This is a genomic window from Parabacteroides sp. (genome assembly GCF_977054455.1).
Map to the genome: position 1 here is coordinate 1 of NZ_CDRTCT010000040.1, position 15,891 is coordinate 15,891.

The window sequence follows — 15,891 nt, forward strand, 5'->3', positions numbered from 1 at the left end:
AAATATATCTTCATGATAAAAATATGACTTTTTGTTCAGGGAACCATCTTAAAAAGAACTTTATGCCATTCCCTGTTTGCGTCTTTTCGTATTAACACCTGTTCAAAAATGGCCATAGTTCTCTTAGAACTACGTTCTTTAACCGTATTGGCTTTTATATATTAACAATTAATAAATAGTGTCTATGAAACGAGTATTATTTCTTATGTTATGTTTGGTAACAAGCATGAACATAGTATTGGCTCAGAATCGTAAGATTACAGGGACGGTTGTCTCTTCGGAAGACAATGAACCTGTGATTGGTGCAGCTGTAGTCGTGAGAGGAACCCAGATCGGTATCGTCACCGATGTGGACGGAGTTTTTTCGTTGGAAGTGCCTGCTTCTGCCAAAACGTTGGTTATTTCTTATTTGGGAATGAAAACGCAGGAAGTGGCGATTAAAGACGGATTGAAAATTATCCTGGAATCCGATTTACATAATCTGGACGAAGTGGTGGTGACGGCAATGGGATTGAACCGCGAGAAGAAGTCGTTGGGATATGCTATCCAGGAAGTAAAATCGGATGAGTTGACGAAAGCGGGAAGTGCCTCCATTACAAGTTCGTTGAGCGGGAAAGTTGCAGGGGTACAAGTAAACCAGTTCGGTGGATCGGTCGGTGCTTCTTCCCGTATTTCCGTACGCGGTAATTCTTCTTTAAGTTCGGACCAACAGCCGCTGATCGTTGTGGATGGTGTACCTATCGCCAACGACACACAGCGTTCGGGCGACAATGCCTATAACGGTGTCGACTATGGTTCAGGTCTGAACGATATCAATCCGGAGGACATCGAATCGATTTCCGTGCTAAAAGGAGGTTCGGCAGCCCTGTACGGTATGCGTGCCGGTAACGGGGTAATTCTGATTACAACCAAATCAGGGAAAAATTCAAATGGCGTGACAATTTCCTATGACATGAACATTACAATGGACCGGGTAGCCAATCTTCCCAAATTCCAAAATTCGTATGGCCAGGGATTATACGGTGAGGAATACTATTGGAAATATGGAGAACATTCCGACTTGAGCTATCAGGATTATGCAGTCAAATATGGTTATGACTATAATACGAGAGTAGGTCAAGAGGATATGTCTTGGGGACCTCGTTTGGATGCCGGACTGAAAATCAGCCAGTTCGATAGCAACGGCGAATATGTGGACTGGGTTTCACGACCGGACAACGTGAAGGATTTCTTCCAGACCGGATTAACCATGAACCACGTTGTGTCCATACAGGCAAAAGGGGAAAAAGCAACTACACGTGCTTCGCTTTCCTATCGTGACCAAAAAGGGACCATCCCCAACACAGACCAAAAGAAATATTCGGGTCAAGTGAATACGGAGATGAAGCTGAATAAATACATCATGTTCAATCTCTCTGCCAATTATACCCGTACCGAAAGCGACAACTTGATCGGTCAAGGTTATGGAAGTAACAACCCGGTTGTTTCTTTGGCAACATGGGCAGGCCGTCAGGTTAATATGAAATCGTTGAAAGAGAATTGGGATCAGAAAGATGCAGCCGGCAATTATACTTATTACAACTGGATCGACCAGTGGCATGTGAACCCTTATTTTACGGTGAATGAAAATACCAACAGCTATCAACGCGACCGTATTTTTGCCAAATCATCATTGTTCTACCAACCGTTCGAATGGTTGAAGTTCGAAGGACGCATCGGTATGGACTATTACAATGCCAAAACATTTGAACGTCACTACTATGACCGTGGCGACTATCCCGATGGCGCATTCTTCCAGCGTAACACTACCAATACGGAATTGAATGCAGATATTATCGGTACGATCAATAAGAATTTCGGCGATTTCAACTTGAGTGGAATTGTAGGTGCCAATTATCGTGATTTGAATTATGAAACGCATCGGATCGGAGCGAATGCCCTGACGGTTCGCGGTGTTTACACATTGGCGAATAAGTCCGGGGATGCTGTAGCCGAAATGGATCACAGCCATATCCGTTCGAACTCTGTTTACGCAAATGCTTCTTTGGGTTGGAAGAGCCAGTTGTATATGGATGTAAGCGCCCGTAATGACTGGAGCTCCACGATCCGCGAATCGTTCTTCTATCCCTCTGTCAGCTTAAGCTGGATTCCGACCGCTTCATTCGAGAGCATGCAAAACGACGTGCTGACTTTCTGGAAATTACGTGGAGGTGTCGCACAGATCGGTTCGGCAACCAGTGCTTATCGTAACAGCTATTATTATTATGCAGAGTCTGCTTCTTTTAACGGCGTTTCGCAGATGTACAAAAGTTTTGGCTATCCGAATTATGACTTGAAACCGGAAAGTATCACGACTTGGGAAGTCGGCACGGAAGTCGGCTTGTTCGATGACCGTTTGCATTTTGATTTGGCTTATTACCAGAAACAGACGAAAGACCAAATATTGTCTGTCTCTACTTCTAATGTAGTCGGATTCGGTTCGATGTTGGTAAATGCCGGACGGATTGACAATAAAGGTGTCGAACTTCAGGTAAGAGGCGATATCTTCCGTAGCCAAAAAGACGGTTTCACTTGGAGCTCTACCTTGAATTTTGCTAAAGATAAGAGCAAGGTCGTGGAATTATATAATGATCCGGAAACCGGAAACCCGCTGTTGGATACCTATGGGTTAGGTTGGACCTGGGGTATTGCGACTCAAGCGAAGGTCGGTGAAAAATGGGGCGCATTGGTCGGTGAAGGTTTCAAGCGGGTGAGCCAGGATGACGTGGAAGCCGGAAAGGCTACGGCAGATCAGATCGGAGCGATCAAATTGCTTTCAAACGGAGCGTTGGACAAGGACGCCTCGAAAGTGATGGGTAACGTAACTCCCGATTTCATGATGGGATGGCGCCATGACTTCACGTACAAGGATTTCGGTTTCGGTTTCTTGCTCGATTTACGCATTGGCGGTGATATCTGGTCGCAGACAATGGCACACTCCTATCAGACAGGTGTGGCTAAAGTAACGGCTGACAACGGCATCCGTGAACGGCCTATCGTCGCCGGTAAGGATGTTTTGACAAACGAACGTTTCGTTACGCCGGATGCGAACGGGCATTATGTGGCAAATACGATCGAAACCGATGCTTTTTCTTGGTTTAACGGAAATAATGTAGCTGAAATGTATGTTTTCGACGGCTCATTCTTGAAGTTGCGTGAAGCTTATATCTCGTATAACGTTCCGAAATCGATCCTGAATAAGACGAAGTATTTCAATCGTGCGACAATCTCCTTGATCGGAACGAACTTGGCTTTGCTTTGGGTACACTCTTCCAATACGTTACGTATCGATCCGGAATCGGGCGGTGTGGCAAGCGACAGCCGCGGTGTCGGTTTGGAACAAGCTTCAACTCCGGGTTCACGCAGTTTCGGTCTTAAGTTAGGTTTGACATTTTAACCAGTAAATTATCAAATTATGAGCAACAAATATAAAATTTGGGCAATCTCGCTCGCTACGACGGTTGCTACAGGATGTACAGGATCCTTTGAAGAAATAAATACCGATCCGGACGCATATAGCAAAGTGCCATACACGAATATGTTGGCAGATGTGTTACGCAGAACTGCCGATCAGTATGGTGGCGATTTGGATATCGCCCAATGGGCCGGTTATGTATCGGAAGTCCAGTATCTGAACAATTACGGTGGATATATCCCCTCCAACAACACCTATGGGAACCGTTGGTATCAGACCTATTGGGGACATACGCAGTTACAGGATATTCTTGACCAGACAGAAGATAAAGCAGACGGCAACAAGAATATGCGGAATGTCTGCACGATCATGCAGAACTATCTGATTCTGATGTGTACGGACTGTTTCGGAGATATTCCGTATTCCCAAGCCTTTAAGGGAGCGCCGGAAGCCGGAGGTATCTTGAAGGCCTCTTATGATGCGCAGTCGGACATCTATCCGCAAATATTATCCAACCTGAAATCCGTGGCAGACAGCTGGGCTGAAGGTTTAGGCAGCGACGCTTTGGGTGAAGGCGATTTCCTGTATAAAGGGAATGTGGAAAGATGGCAAAAGTTCTGTAACTCCTTGCGTTTGCGCGTCGCTATGCGTATATCCGGCGTATATCCCGCATCTCAAGGGGTTGTAGAAGAAATCCTTTCGAACCCGACCCGATACCCGTATATCACCGAATGCGAAGACAACGCTTATTTCTGGTGGCAAGGTTCAGGCGATTATTTCGAACGCTATTACAGCAATTTCAGAACTCGCGATGATGACGGTATGGCGGAAATCTTTATCGATCATTTGAAGAAAATGGAAGACCCCCGTTTGGCAGTCGTGGCAAAACCGGCAAAGAACGACGGTGAATACAGAGGATTTGAAAACGGTGCGGCTGCCGCTCCTGCATCGATCCATGACATATCCCGAATGGGTGTCAAATATCGTGAAGATCCGGCTGGCTTTTCTCCTTTCTACCGGGCTTGCGAGAACTATTTTATCATGGCCGAAGCTGCATTGAAAGGTTGGAATGTACCGATGACCGCCGCCGATGCCTATGAACAAGCCGTTCGTCTATCCATGGAAGACAATGATTTGGATGCCGCCGCCGCCGATGCCTATTTGGCTGGAAAAGGAAAGTGGGACGGGACGTCGGACCGTTTGTATTTCGAATGGTGGGTCGCTTTGTTCAAGCAGAATATCGAGGCTTGGTCATTGTATCGCCGGACGGGTTATCCGACTTACATCCATACGGCAAAGGCAGCCGACGGCGTTACGCCGCAATATCCGGGTGCACGTTCGACTTATAAAGGCATTCATAATGACGTACCGTTCCGTTTCCCCTATCCGCAGAATGAGTATTTGTATAATGAAGCAAACGTAACCGCTGCCGCTGCCGGTATTCAGGATTATGTTTGGGGCAAACAAATGTGGTGGGACACGCGTACGGGTGTGAATTGATTTTATACGCAATAAATTATTAGTGGATTACACATTCTTAGAGAGACACACTCATGTGAATCCTTTTAAGACCGGTGGCTTGTGAAAGTCACCGGTTTTCCTTTTCCATATCTGCCCGGCTTTTGCTCTGTGTCACGAGATAAACGCCTGTGAAGACCAGGACTGCCGACAGGAATTTCTGCCACGAAAGGGTGTCTTGCCCGATCATGACGGCGATGAACGAGGCGACGATCGGCTGCACGTAGTTGTACATGCTGACCGTTGTCGGACGGATTCGCTTCAACGACATCGGGATGAGCAGGTAGGGGAGGAACGTCGCCCCGAAGAGGACGTAGAAGATCGCGCCCAGTTCCGTGAAGTCCCAAACTTCCCGATGGAAAGCGGGAGCGTCGAGCACATGCCGGAAGGTGAAGGGGACCAGCGTCAGTGTCGTGAAGAGGAACATCCATTTCATCATCGTGACCGATGAATAGCGCAGGGAGAGCGGTTTCGACAGAACCAGGTAGATGGCGTACATCAATCCGCTGACGATCATCATCACGTCGCCGTCGAGGCTGCTGATGCTGTCGGCGGCATGTGTGGAGCTGAAGACAAGCAGCAGGCCGCCGCTGACCCCCATGAACACCCCGAACGATTTCTTCCGGGTGATCGGCTCCTTCAGGATGACGGCGGCCAGCAGCAGCACGAAGATCGGCACGGCCGTGGCGATGATGGAAGCGTCGACAGGAGAAGAACGGTTCAGCCCGACGATGAACAACCCCTGGTTGATCCCCACCCCGCAAAGAGCGCAGACAAAAAGCATCCCTAAGTCTTTCAACGGCACTTTCTCTTTTACCGTGAAGAGAGACACGATCCAGAACATCACGCAGGCGAAAGCCATGCGCATGATCGTAAGACCTTCGGGGGGAACGTGCGTCGGCAGCAGATATTTGGATATCGGCATGTTGACGGCAAACAGGATATTGGTTATCAATATCAGGATGTGACCTTTCAGTTTCTCGCTGTTCATGACAGGTGTTTTTTATTTGTAACGTTCTTTTTCTTTGATAAACCCGTTGCGGAAAGCATAAAGGAGCTTTTCCAGATCGTGGATCTGCTGTTGCAGGTCCGCCCCTTTGTCCGTATCCTTGACCATCTGGCGGTGGGAGTTCAGCTCCACGACGATGGTGGTGGAACGGATGTCCTTGCCCTCCTTGATGGCCTGGTCGGTCGACAGGAACGGTTCGTGCTGCACCAGCTGGAAACCGCGCGAATGGTAGACCAGGGTATATCCGGCAATGCCTGTCTCCGGGTGGTAGGCCTTGGAGAAGCCGCCGTCGATCACGAGCAGCTTGCCGTTCGCCTTGATCGGGTTCTCGCCTTTGATGGAGCGTACGGGGACGTGCCCGTTGATGATGTGGCGGTGCCGGCCGGTGACGCCGAATTCGTCCAGCAGCATGTCGCAGACCGATTCTTCTTCCCGGAGGGAATAGTAGGCGCCTTTTTCTTCCTTCTGCACCTCCTTGTCGTCGATGAAGCAGCGTTCGAAAGTCGCCATCCGGCTCTTGTCGAAAAGGGGAGAGTCCTTGCCTTCCCAAAGGTACCAGATGTAATCCATCGCGAAGTCCTTCTCCGGGCTGTCGTCGGCGTCGAAATAAGCCGTGCGCACCAGCTGGTCCACTTTGTCCAGCAGGGCTTTACCCTTATATTCCGTTCCTTCGATCCGGATCGCCTTGAGCGTGCCGTCCGGGTTCATCGGGACGGAGGCGTGGAAGAGCAGGTTGGAGTTGCAGACCTGGTACATGCTGCCGTGGGTGAAGAGGCAGCGCATGTGCTTTTTCAGTTTCTCGCTGCATTCGAACGAGTGCTTGATGCGGCGCATCAGTTCTTCTTCTTCGATCGAAAGGGCATAGGGGTCCTTGGCGTTGAGGGTCGGCCAGTTCTTGTCTTTCAATTCGTATTCCTTTCCTTCGATGCGGATCGTCCCGCGGCGGAGGTCGATATGGTGGAGCAACAGGCGGTCGTCCATCCCGAATTCCGGACGGCGGCGGATGATCTCGCCTTCCACCTTGAACTGTATGACCGTGATCGCCTTGTGCATGCGGGCGATCAGTTGGGTCGTCTTTTCGTCGAAGGTCGTATCGGAAGCATTCGTGCGCGGGATGAACAGTTCGCAGGGATCGTCGCCATAGACCTCCATCGCGAATGTCGCTAAGGGCAGGAGGTTGATGCCGTAGCCGTCTTCGAGGGTTGCCAGGTTGCCGTAGCGCATGCACATGCGGATCACGTTGGCGATGCTCCCCGCATTGCCGGCGGCGGCTCCCATCCAGAGGATGTCGTGGTTGCCCCACTGGATATCGAAGTTATGGTAGTTGCAAAGCGTGTCCATGATGATGTGGGCGCCCGGTCCGCGGTCGTAGATGTCGCCGATGATGTGCAGCAGGTCGATCGTCAGGCGTTGGATCAGGTTGCATAGGGCGATGATGAAGTCGTTCGCCCGGCCGGTCGAGATGATCGTGTTGATGATTTGGTCCACATAGGCGGACTTGTTCGGCTCGTCGCTCGATTCGTGGAGCAGTTCCTGAATGATGTAGGAGAACTCCTTCGGCAAGGCCTTGCGCACTTTCGAGCGTGTGTATTTGGACGAGACGTTCCGGCATACGCGCACCAGTTGGTTCAGCGTGATCAGATACCAGTCGTCCAGCTCCTTTTCGCGTTGCCGAATCAGTTCCAGTTTTTGTTCCGGATAGTAGATCAGCGTGCAGAGTTCCTTCTTCTCGAAATCGCGTAGCGTGTTGCTGAATATTTCGTTCACCTTGCGCTTGATCGCACCGGAGGCATTCTTCAGCACATGGTTAAAAGCCTGGTGCTCGCCGTGGATGTCGGACAGGAAATGTTCCGTTCCTTTCGGCAGGTTCAGGATGGCCTCCAGGTTGATGATTTCCGTGCTGGCATCTGCCACCGTCGGAAAGCTGCGTGCCAATAGCGTCAGGTAGCGCAAGTCGTTTAATACGTGTTCTGTTGTTATGTCTTTAGTCATACACTATTTTTTTATTGTCAATCGATTGAAACGTCTCCAAAGTAACACTCCGAGCGTGGTCAGGCTGACCGGAAAGCCGCACCAGACGCCGACGGCTCCCCAGCCGAGGGTGAACCCGCACAGGTAACCGATGGGGAGCGCCAGCCCGAAATGGCAGATGAAAGCCATCCAGGCCATATATTTGACATCCGAGATGCCGCGCAGGGCGTTGGCGAAGAGGATTTGCAGTCCGTCGCCTGCCTGGTACAGGACCACCGACCAGGCGAGCAGGGCGACCAGTTCGACCACCTCTTTTTCCGGAGTGATGATATATCCCATGGTGTTGCGGAAGGTCCCGATCAGGAGAACCACGATGGCTGCCGTCCCCATGACCAGATGCAGGCCGGCAAAGGACGCGTGCCGTATGGCGGACCACTCGTTCCGGCCCCGGAAGTTGCTCACCCGTATGGTGACCGCCGCGGCTATGCCGTAATAGACCATGAAGCCGAGCGTGGTGATCACGCCTGCCACTTGGTGGGCGGCAAGCGCCGTGCTTCCCAGCCAACCCATCATGATGACGCTCAGGCTGAACGAACCTGTCTCGACTCCCATCTGGAAGCCGACCGGCAGGCCGAGGCGGACCAGGTTGCCTATGTTCGCCCGGTTGACCGTCCCTTTCTTGAACCCTTCCCGGTAAAGCCGGTAACGGGAATGCCTGGCAAACAGGACGCAGAATATCCCGAATGTAAGGATACGGCTGGCGAGTGTCGAGATGCCGGCACCGGTAAGTCCCAGTTCGGGGCATCCGAAGTTGCCATATATCAGCAGGTAGTTCCCGATGATGTTGAACACGTTGGCTCCTAACATGACGCACATCGGGGTGACCGTGTCTGTCGTGCCGTCGCTGAACTGCTTGAACGAGTTGAACAGCATGGCGAAGATGACCGAGAAAAGCTGCAGGATGTAGTAAGGCACGATATAGGGCATCAACTCTTCCGGCTGCTTCAGGATATGGATGTTCAGTAGCAGGGCCAGCATGCAGAGGCTGAGTAGCAATCCTACGATGAGGTTGATGCAAAGGCTGTTTTTCAGTGTCTCGCCTGTCTTGGCATACTCTTTCCGTGCAAAGTAGCCCCCGATGATGGGAGTAAGCCCGTAGGAAAATCCCATCCCCGCGATGAACACGAGGTTGAAGAAGTTGTTGACGAACGAGGCGGCAGCCAGTTCGGCCGTACTGTGGTGCCCGACCATGATGTTGTCGGCAAAGCCTACAACAATAATGCCCAGCTGTCCCAACATGATCGGGACACCCAGGCGTATCGTTTCTTTGTAATGCTCCTTGTAGACCGAAAGTGGCATCATTCCAAAACCTCTACCGACTTGATTACTACATTTTCCGTCGGGCGGTCTTGTTTATTGGTCTTTACTTGCTGGATCGCGTCTACCACGTCCAGGCCTTCCACCACTTCGCCGTAGACGGTGTACTGGTTGTCGAGGAAGGGCACGCCGCCGACCGTCTTGTAGGTCTCGCGCAGTTCGGCCGGCATCTTCGTCTCGTCTTTCCGCTTTTCGGCTTCCAGTTCGGTCTTCCCGATCAGGGTGTCGCGGAGCACGGCGAGTTCTTCTTTGTTGCCGCTTCGGTAGAGCTCCATGATCTTGGGCTTGTTCTCCGTCTGGAGGCGGTTGAAGATGGCTTGTTTCAGGCGTCCTTCCAGCTGCTTTTCCATCTGGCCGAGTTCGGCTTCCGAATATTTCTTGCCCGTGACGATATAGAACTGCGAGGCGGACGATGCCTTTTCCGGGTTCACTTCGTCTCCGGTACGGGCGGCGCACAAAGCTCCTTTTTTATGGAAATACTTGGGATAGTTGAACTCTGCCGGAACGGTATAGCCCAGGTCGCCGGCTCCTAACTGTTTGTTCATCGGGGCGTCTTTGGAGGTGACATCGCCGCCTTGTACCATAAAGTCCTTGATGACGCGGTGGAACAGCAGGCCGTCGTATTGTCCGGCTTTTGCCAGCTTGATGAAATTGTCGCGGTGCTGCGGTGTCTCGTTATATAATTTGAATTTTATCTTTCCGAGCGTGGTGTCCATCACCACTAATGTTTCTTTCGTTTCCATTCTTTGTTGTTTATTTGTTGACTATCTTCATTGACTTGATTTTGATGTTCTTGACAGGACGGTCGTCTGCGTTCGTCTCGGTGAACTGGATCTTGTCGACCGCTTTCATGCCGCTTACGACTTCGCCGAAGATCGTGTATTTACCGTCCAGGTGGGGGGTGCCGCCTTCCAGCATATAGGCTTGGCGCTGTTCGGGAGTGAAGGTGATGCCTTGTTCCTTCTCCATCTTGTCGAGTTCCATTTCCGTAAAGAACTGTCCGGTTACGATATAGAACTGGGTCGCCGAAGAGGCGCGTTCCGGATTCTCTTCGTCGCTTGTGCGGGCGGCGGCGAACATGCCGCGTTTATGGAAGTATTTCGGGTACACGATCTCTGCCGGGATCGTGTAGTCCAGGTCGCCGTCGCCTAAATGTTGTTCCATCGGGGCGTCTTTTGAATTGATGTCGCCCGCCTGTATCATAAACTGCTTGATGACACGGTGAAACAGCAACCCGTCGTAACGCTGCTCGTTCACGTTCTTGATAAAATTGTCGCGATGCTGGGGCGTGTCGTTAAAGAGTTTTACTTTGATCTTCCCCATATCGGTATCGATCAGCACCAGCGTTTCAACCTCTTGCGCTTGCAAATGGACGGATATCAGAGCCGAGAGGGCCACTAAACATATAGCAAACAGCTTTTTCATCTTCATCTTATTTTTGTATTATGGCAACAAAAATAGTGATATTTAGCCTGAGTTCGATATAACTTTTGAGAAAATATATCGAACCTCCTCTTATTATCCGCAGATCAGGTTGCAGTAAAAAGGTGGGCATCTGTCCGGGAAGCGATGAGCATCTCAAAGAAATGTACATAAATTTTTATTTATTCAAAAATGTCTTTATCTTTGTAAGGTTATTGAAAAAATAACGGCTTGCAGCGGCAAGCTGTCAATGACTCGGTTTTTGAATAAAGCATTTTTAAAGGTATTATTCCGACACGAAAAGTCTCCCAGCTTTTTAAGAGTACATCGGGATAATGGCAACAAAATGCTCACGTCAGTTGTATATATACAGAAATGTATAGCATAACGGCGTGAGCTGTTGCTTATTATCTATGTACTAGGCTTTGGGAGACGCCTTCGTGTAGATGATTTGCGGCAGTCTCACGCCTTTTTGTGTTCTGTCGCATCCCTTTAAATCATGATGGATTCATATTATATAGCATTATTTTCTGAAAAACCGGTCAATTTAAACGCGTTCTTTGACCGTTTGTTTTTCAAATGCAACTGTCCGTTCGTGAGAATATGACAGTTGTTAATAACGAAATGTATGTACTAATGATGATAGGGGCCTCGAAAGCCTGTAATGGGAGGCTGTTGCGCAATGGACCGTTTTTTTACCGGTATGATGCGGGCAGCCTCTTCCTTATTTTAAGCCTTTCCTCCCGATAGGATAACGCTTCACCGTAAACCTTCAGCCGTTCGCGACATGGATGAAAAGAGATGGATATCACACAATCGCTCGTTAAATGAACTGTTTAACACAACCTTTTCCGCCGGTATCTGTTCAAATTGGTAATTCATCTAAACAAAAAGCACATTTATGAAAACATTGTTGAAAAGCGCAGTTCTACTGCTCGGAATGGGGCTGGTTTCTGCTCATTCCCACGCTCAGAAAGTTGTGGTTGAGGATAACGAACCTAACTCGGTTATGTTTGTCACCATCGACAAGGCGGGCGACGAAATTATCCGGATCATGAATGAGACACAGAGTCCTCGTTTCCACGAACCGAAAGCACCCCGCTTCCTGCTGACGGACCGGAAAGGCAAGTTCGCACTCGGTATCGGAGGTTATGTGAAACTGGCAGCCGAATATGATTTTGGCGGTATTTCCGATAATATAGACTTTTATCCGGCTTTGATTCCGGGCAGGGGGCAGTCGTACGTGCGGAACCAGTTCCAGATGGACGCCACTACCAGCACCATTTTCCTGAAACTGGTCGGGCATACGGACTTGTTAGGCGATTTCGTGGTATATACCGCCGGTAACTTCCGGGGAGGCAGCGGCAAGATATTCGAGTTGAGGAATGCGTATGTGTCGGCACGCGGCTTTACGGCGGGCTACGACTACGGTTCGTTCATGGACTTGGGCAATGTGCCTGCAACGATCGACTTTGCCGGCCCTAACGGGATGTCGATCTACCACGCCACGCAGATCCGCTACGAACATGCGCTTGCCAAAGGCCTGAAAGCCGGTATCGGTGTGGAAATGCCGGTGGTAGACGGTCTGACGAACGACCATGTCAGCATCGCCAAACAACGGATGCCGAACTTCCCGGTTTACGTGCAGTATGGTTGGAACCCCAAAAGCCATTTTCGCGCAGCGGCTATTATCCGCAGTATGACTTACGACAATTTGACGGCCCACAAGGCAGAGTCGGAGGTCGGATGGGGCGTATTGGCTTCCGCCACCTTCAACCTGACGAATCGTTTGCAGGTCTACGGACAGGGTGTTTACGGCAAGGGCATCGGGCAGTTCCTGAACGATATGAGCATGTTGAACGTCGATGTCGTTCCGAATCCTGAAAAGGAAGGGAAGATGCAGGTACTCCCGATGATGGGATGGTTTGCCGGCATGCAGTATAATTTCTCTCCGAAGGTATTTGTCACCAGCACCTACGGGCAGTCACGCCTCTATAGCCATGACGGTTATCCTGCCACTCCTTCCGATCAGTATCGGTACGGGCAGTATCTCAACGCCACTCTGTTTTGGAACATTACTTCCGACTTGCAGGTCGGAGCCGAATACCTGCGCGGCTGGCGTACGGATTTCAACGGCGACACTCGCCATGCCAACAGGATGAACTTGGCGGTGCAGTATAGTTTCTAAGAATATTTGAAACATTAAAGAACCAGGTTCGCGGAGGACGCGGAGAAAACGGATGAAAGCGGATTTTAATTATTTTATCCGTTAAGATCCGCCCGATCCGCGTCATCCGCGAACCTGGTTCTTTAGTGGTACATTATCATAGTGAACAATAAAAGAAGGTGTGTCAAAAGAAAATCCTGCTTACAATAGACATAATTTAGGCACGGATTTCACGGATTTACACGGATAAATTTATTCTCTTTCCGTGTAATCCGCGTAATCCGTGCCTAAAAGATCGTGATAAAGGAGTTCTGACACACCTCCTTCTTAGTTATTGGACCTGATTTTGTTTGCTTAGAACAATTTGTCAGGATATTCGCCTGCATTGACTAATGCCTGGATCTTGTCTACCACTTCCTGGCGGTCTTCCGGATAGGTGACGCCGAACCATTTGCTGGCGGTATCTAATACTTCGACCGTTGCGGTCTTGTCATTGATCAGCTTGTCGACCATCAGCGGAATGAAGAATTCGCTCTTCAGGTTTTCCATGTTCTTCGGATCGCTCAGGAAAGTCTTGAAGAATTCCTGGCTGTAAGCGAAGTAATCAGGCGTGAAACCCCAGAAGTTCATGCTTACCGGAGTCGTGTCGGGAGTTGCCGTCCATTCGCCGTTGTCGTCGATGTACTTGACTTCTCCGTCGATACGCTGGATCTTGGTACGTTCGACAACCGAAGTCAGCAGGTTGTTTGCATCCGTGCTACAGATACCGCGTGATACCGTACCGCTTTCGCTCAATGTGTTGCCTACGCGGAAACCTACCATCGAGTACACATTCTTGGAACCTTCGGGCAGGGAGGCCAGGAATTTACCCATGACCTGGAAAGAGTCGCGACCGTAGAAGTCATCGCAGTTGATAACGGCAAACGGTTCTTTGATCACGTCGGCGCCCATCATGACGGCATGGTTCGTTCCCCACGGTTTGGTGCGTTCTGCCGGGCAGGTGAATCCTTCGGGCAGGTTGTCCAATGCCTGGAATACCAGTTCGCAAGGAATATGACTTTCATATTTGGAGAGGATTTTGTCGCGGAAATCCTGTTCGAAATCTTTACGGATAACGAAAACGAGTTTGCCGAAACCGGCGTGAATGGCATCGTAGATGGAATAATCCATGATTGTTTCACCGTTTGGACCCAGTCCGTCCAATTGTTTCAAGCCTCCATAGCGGCTTCCCATTCCGGCAGCCAGTAAGAATAATGTAGGTTTCATAATCTTTAAGTTTATATAGTGTTTTTGTTTTCTTCGGACAAAAGTAGGAAATAAATATGATTTTTGATTTATGATTTATGATTTATTCGTTTACTCCTGACCAGATGCCACAAACAACGTCACGTTCAATCATAAATCAAAAATCATAAATCATTTCACTTCCAACACGACAATCGATTTGGCAGGCAGGTTGATCTTGAGTTGCCCTTTTTCGATTTTCGCACCGTTGAAGGTGGCCGGTTTGACGGCATCCGGTTTCTCAAAGGTGTTGTGGTCGTTGATGGAGGCGGAGGTCAGGATGCGTCCTTTCACGTTGCCGATCTTTTGTCCTTGCAGGTCGAGGGTGATGTTTTGGGCGTTGTCGACATCGACATTGGCCAAAGAGATGTGGATGCGTCCGTCCTTGTCCTTGGAGGCGGAGGCGCTTACCATCGGCACTTCGCGATCTCCGCGCACTTTGGCCTTGTCGCAGATCAGGTCCATCGGCAGGAAGGTGGCGTCCTGGTGCACGTTGTACATCTGGAAAACATAGTAGGTCGGCGTGAGCAACATCTTCGGGCCGTTCGTCAGGATCATGGACTGGAGCACGTTGACGATCTGGGCGATGTTGGTCATACGGACGCGGTCGGTATATTTATGGAACACGTTCAGGGTAAGGGCTGCCACGAAAGCGTCGCGCATGGTGTTCTGCTGGAACAGGTGGCCGTTGATCGTGCCCGGCTCTTCGTCCCACCAGGTTCCCCATTCGTCCACCATCAAGGCGATCTTTTTCTGCGGGTCGTATTTGTCCATGATCTGGATGTGTTTCTTGACGACATCTTCTATTTCGAGGCATTTGCCCATTGTCCAGTAGTAGTCGTCCTTGTTGAAATCCGTCGCCGATCCTTTGCTGCCGTTCCATCCCGTCACCGTGTAGTAGTGCAGGGAGATGCCGTCCATGCGGCCGCCTACGTTTTTCATCAGCGTCTCCGTCCAGTTGTAGTCGTAGTCGCTGGCTCCGCTGGCAATCTTGAAAAGGCGGTTGCCGTCGTAATTACGGCAGTAGGTGGAGTAACGGCGGTAGAGGTCGGCGTAGAATTCGGGGCGCATGCTTCCGCCACATCCCCAGCTTTCGTTGCCGACACCGATGAATTTGACTTTCCATGCCTTGTCGCGTCCGTTCTGCCGGCGCAGGCGGGCCATCGGGCTGTCGCCTTCCGATGTCATGTATTCGACCCACTTGGCCATCTCTTCGACGGTTCCGCTCCCGACATTGGCGCTGATATAAGGTTCGCATCCCAATAGTTCGCAGAGGTTGAGGAACTCGTGCGTACCGAAGCTGTTGTCTTCGATCGTGCCGCCCCAGTTGTTGTTCACCATCTTCGGACGGTTTTCTTTCGGGCCGATGCCGTCCATCCAATGATATTCGTCGGCAAAGCAACCGCCCGGCCAGCGCAGGTTCGGGATCTTCAGGTCTTTCAAGGCTTGGAGCACATCGTTCCGATACCCTTGCGTATTGGGTATATCGGATTCGGGACCGACCCAGAGCCCGCCATAGATGCAGGTTCCGAGGTGTTCGGCGAACTGACCGTAGATATGTTTGCTGATCTGTTGGTTCCCCTGCTCCGGATAGATGCGGATACTCGCGTCTTTCTGGGCGAAGAGGGGGAGTGCGGCGGCTGCCATTAGGCTTACTAATACTGTTTTCATGTTATTTTTGTTTACTAT

At 50.3% G+C, this 15,891-nt stretch carries 10 protein-coding genes; 3 read left to right on the top strand and 7 right to left on the bottom strand.

Annotated features, from left to right (window positions below; all coding sequences use genetic code 11):
- The first annotated feature begins 184 nt into the window (after positions 1-184).
- Both ACW6QF_RS16990 and ACW6QF_RS16995 read left to right on the top strand, forming a co-directional pair.
- Positions 185-3,436: a SusC/RagA family TonB-linked outer membrane protein gene (locus ACW6QF_RS16990; protein WP_456088678.1), complete on the top strand. Its 3,252-nt coding sequence runs from the start codon at positions 185-187 to the stop codon at positions 3,434-3,436.
- A gap of 18 nt (positions 3,437-3,454) precedes the next feature.
- Complete coding sequence (locus ACW6QF_RS16995) at positions 3,455-4,954, top strand: SusD/RagB family nutrient-binding outer membrane lipoprotein (protein ID WP_298546803.1); 1,500 nt, start codon at positions 3,455-3,457, stop codon at positions 4,952-4,954.
- A gap of 88 nt (positions 4,955-5,042) precedes the next feature.
- Here ACW6QF_RS16995 and ACW6QF_RS17000 read toward each other — a convergent pair whose 3' ends face one another.
- The 5 genes from ACW6QF_RS17000 to ACW6QF_RS17020 are packed head-to-tail and all read right to left on the bottom strand — an operon-like array spanning position 5,043 to position 10,754.
- Entirely contained in the window at positions 5,043-5,963 is a 921-nt protein-coding gene (locus ACW6QF_RS17000; RefSeq protein WP_298546801.1) for a DMT family transporter, read from the bottom strand.
- Between the two features lie 12 nt (positions 5,964-5,975).
- Complete coding sequence (locus ACW6QF_RS17005) at positions 5,976-7,973, bottom strand: fructose-1,6-bisphosphatase (RefSeq protein ID WP_456088679.1); 1,998 nt, start codon at positions 7,971-7,973, stop codon at positions 5,976-5,978.
- A 3-nt stretch (positions 7,974-7,976) separates the two neighbouring features.
- Entirely contained in the window at positions 7,977-9,314 is a 1,338-nt protein-coding gene (locus ACW6QF_RS17010; RefSeq protein WP_456088680.1) for an MATE family efflux transporter, read from the bottom strand.
- Entirely contained in the window at positions 9,311-10,072 is a 762-nt protein-coding gene (locus ACW6QF_RS17015; RefSeq protein ID WP_456088681.1) for a peptidylprolyl isomerase, read from the bottom strand. The genes ACW6QF_RS17010 and ACW6QF_RS17015 overlap by 4 nt, the downstream gene beginning before the upstream one ends.
- 10 nt (positions 10,073-10,082) lie before the next feature.
- A complete protein-coding gene (locus ACW6QF_RS17020) occupies positions 10,083-10,754 on the bottom strand; it encodes a peptidylprolyl isomerase (RefSeq protein ID WP_456088682.1) in 672 nt (223 codons plus the stop codon).
- 898 nt (positions 10,755-11,652) lie between these two features.
- On the opposite strand from ACW6QF_RS17020, the gene ACW6QF_RS17025 reads away from it, so the two are divergent.
- Complete coding sequence (locus ACW6QF_RS17025; protein WP_298546791.1) at positions 11,653-12,939, top strand: DcaP family trimeric outer membrane transporter; 1,287 nt, start codon at positions 11,653-11,655, stop codon at positions 12,937-12,939.
- Between the two features lie 333 nt (positions 12,940-13,272).
- Here ACW6QF_RS17025 and ACW6QF_RS17030 read toward each other — a convergent pair whose 3' ends face one another.
- Entirely contained in the window at positions 13,273-14,184 is a 912-nt protein-coding gene (locus tag ACW6QF_RS17030) for a glycosyltransferase family protein (RefSeq protein WP_298549823.1), read from the bottom strand.
- A 150-nt stretch (positions 14,185-14,334) separates the two neighbouring features.
- Complete coding sequence (locus ACW6QF_RS17035) at positions 14,335-15,873, bottom strand: alpha-N-arabinofuranosidase (RefSeq protein ID WP_456088683.1); 1,539 nt, start codon at positions 15,871-15,873, stop codon at positions 14,335-14,337.
- Positions 15,874-15,891 lie beyond the last annotated feature (18 nt).

What these genes read in the sequence shown, in the direction of transcription:
- ACW6QF_RS16990 (WP_456088678.1), top strand. Translation starts at nt 185, where the DNA reads ATGAAACGAGTATTATTTCTTATGTTATGTTTGGTAACAAGCATGAAC.
- ACW6QF_RS16995 (WP_298546803.1), top strand. Translation starts at nt 3,455, where the DNA reads ATGAGCAACAAATATAAAATTTGGGCAATCTCGCTCGCTACGACGGTT.
- ACW6QF_RS17000 (WP_298546801.1), bottom strand. Translation starts at nt 5,963, where the DNA reads ATGAACAGCGAGAAACTGAAAGGTCACATCCTGATATTGATAACCAAT.
- ACW6QF_RS17005 (WP_456088679.1), bottom strand. Translation starts at nt 7,973, where the DNA reads ATGACTAAAGACATAACAACAGAACACGTATTAAACGACTTGCGCTAC.
- ACW6QF_RS17010 (WP_456088680.1), bottom strand. Translation starts at nt 9,314, where the DNA reads ATGATGCCACTTTCGGTCTACAAGGAGCATTACAAAGAAACGATACGC.
- ACW6QF_RS17015 (WP_456088681.1), bottom strand. Translation starts at nt 10,072, where the DNA reads ATGGAAACGAAAGAAACATTAGTGGTGATGGACACCACGCTCGGAAAG.
- ACW6QF_RS17020 (WP_456088682.1), bottom strand. Translation starts at nt 10,754, where the DNA reads ATGAAAAAGCTGTTTGCTATATGTTTAGTGGCCCTCTCGGCTCTGATA.
- ACW6QF_RS17025 (WP_298546791.1), top strand. Translation starts at nt 11,653, where the DNA reads ATGAAAACATTGTTGAAAAGCGCAGTTCTACTGCTCGGAATGGGGCTG.
- ACW6QF_RS17030 (WP_298549823.1), bottom strand. Translation starts at nt 14,184, where the DNA reads ATGAAACCTACATTATTCTTACTGGCTGCCGGAATGGGAAGCCGCTAT.
- ACW6QF_RS17035 (WP_456088683.1), bottom strand. Translation starts at nt 15,873, where the DNA reads ATGAAAACAGTATTAGTAAGCCTAATGGCAGCCGCCGCACTCCCCCTC.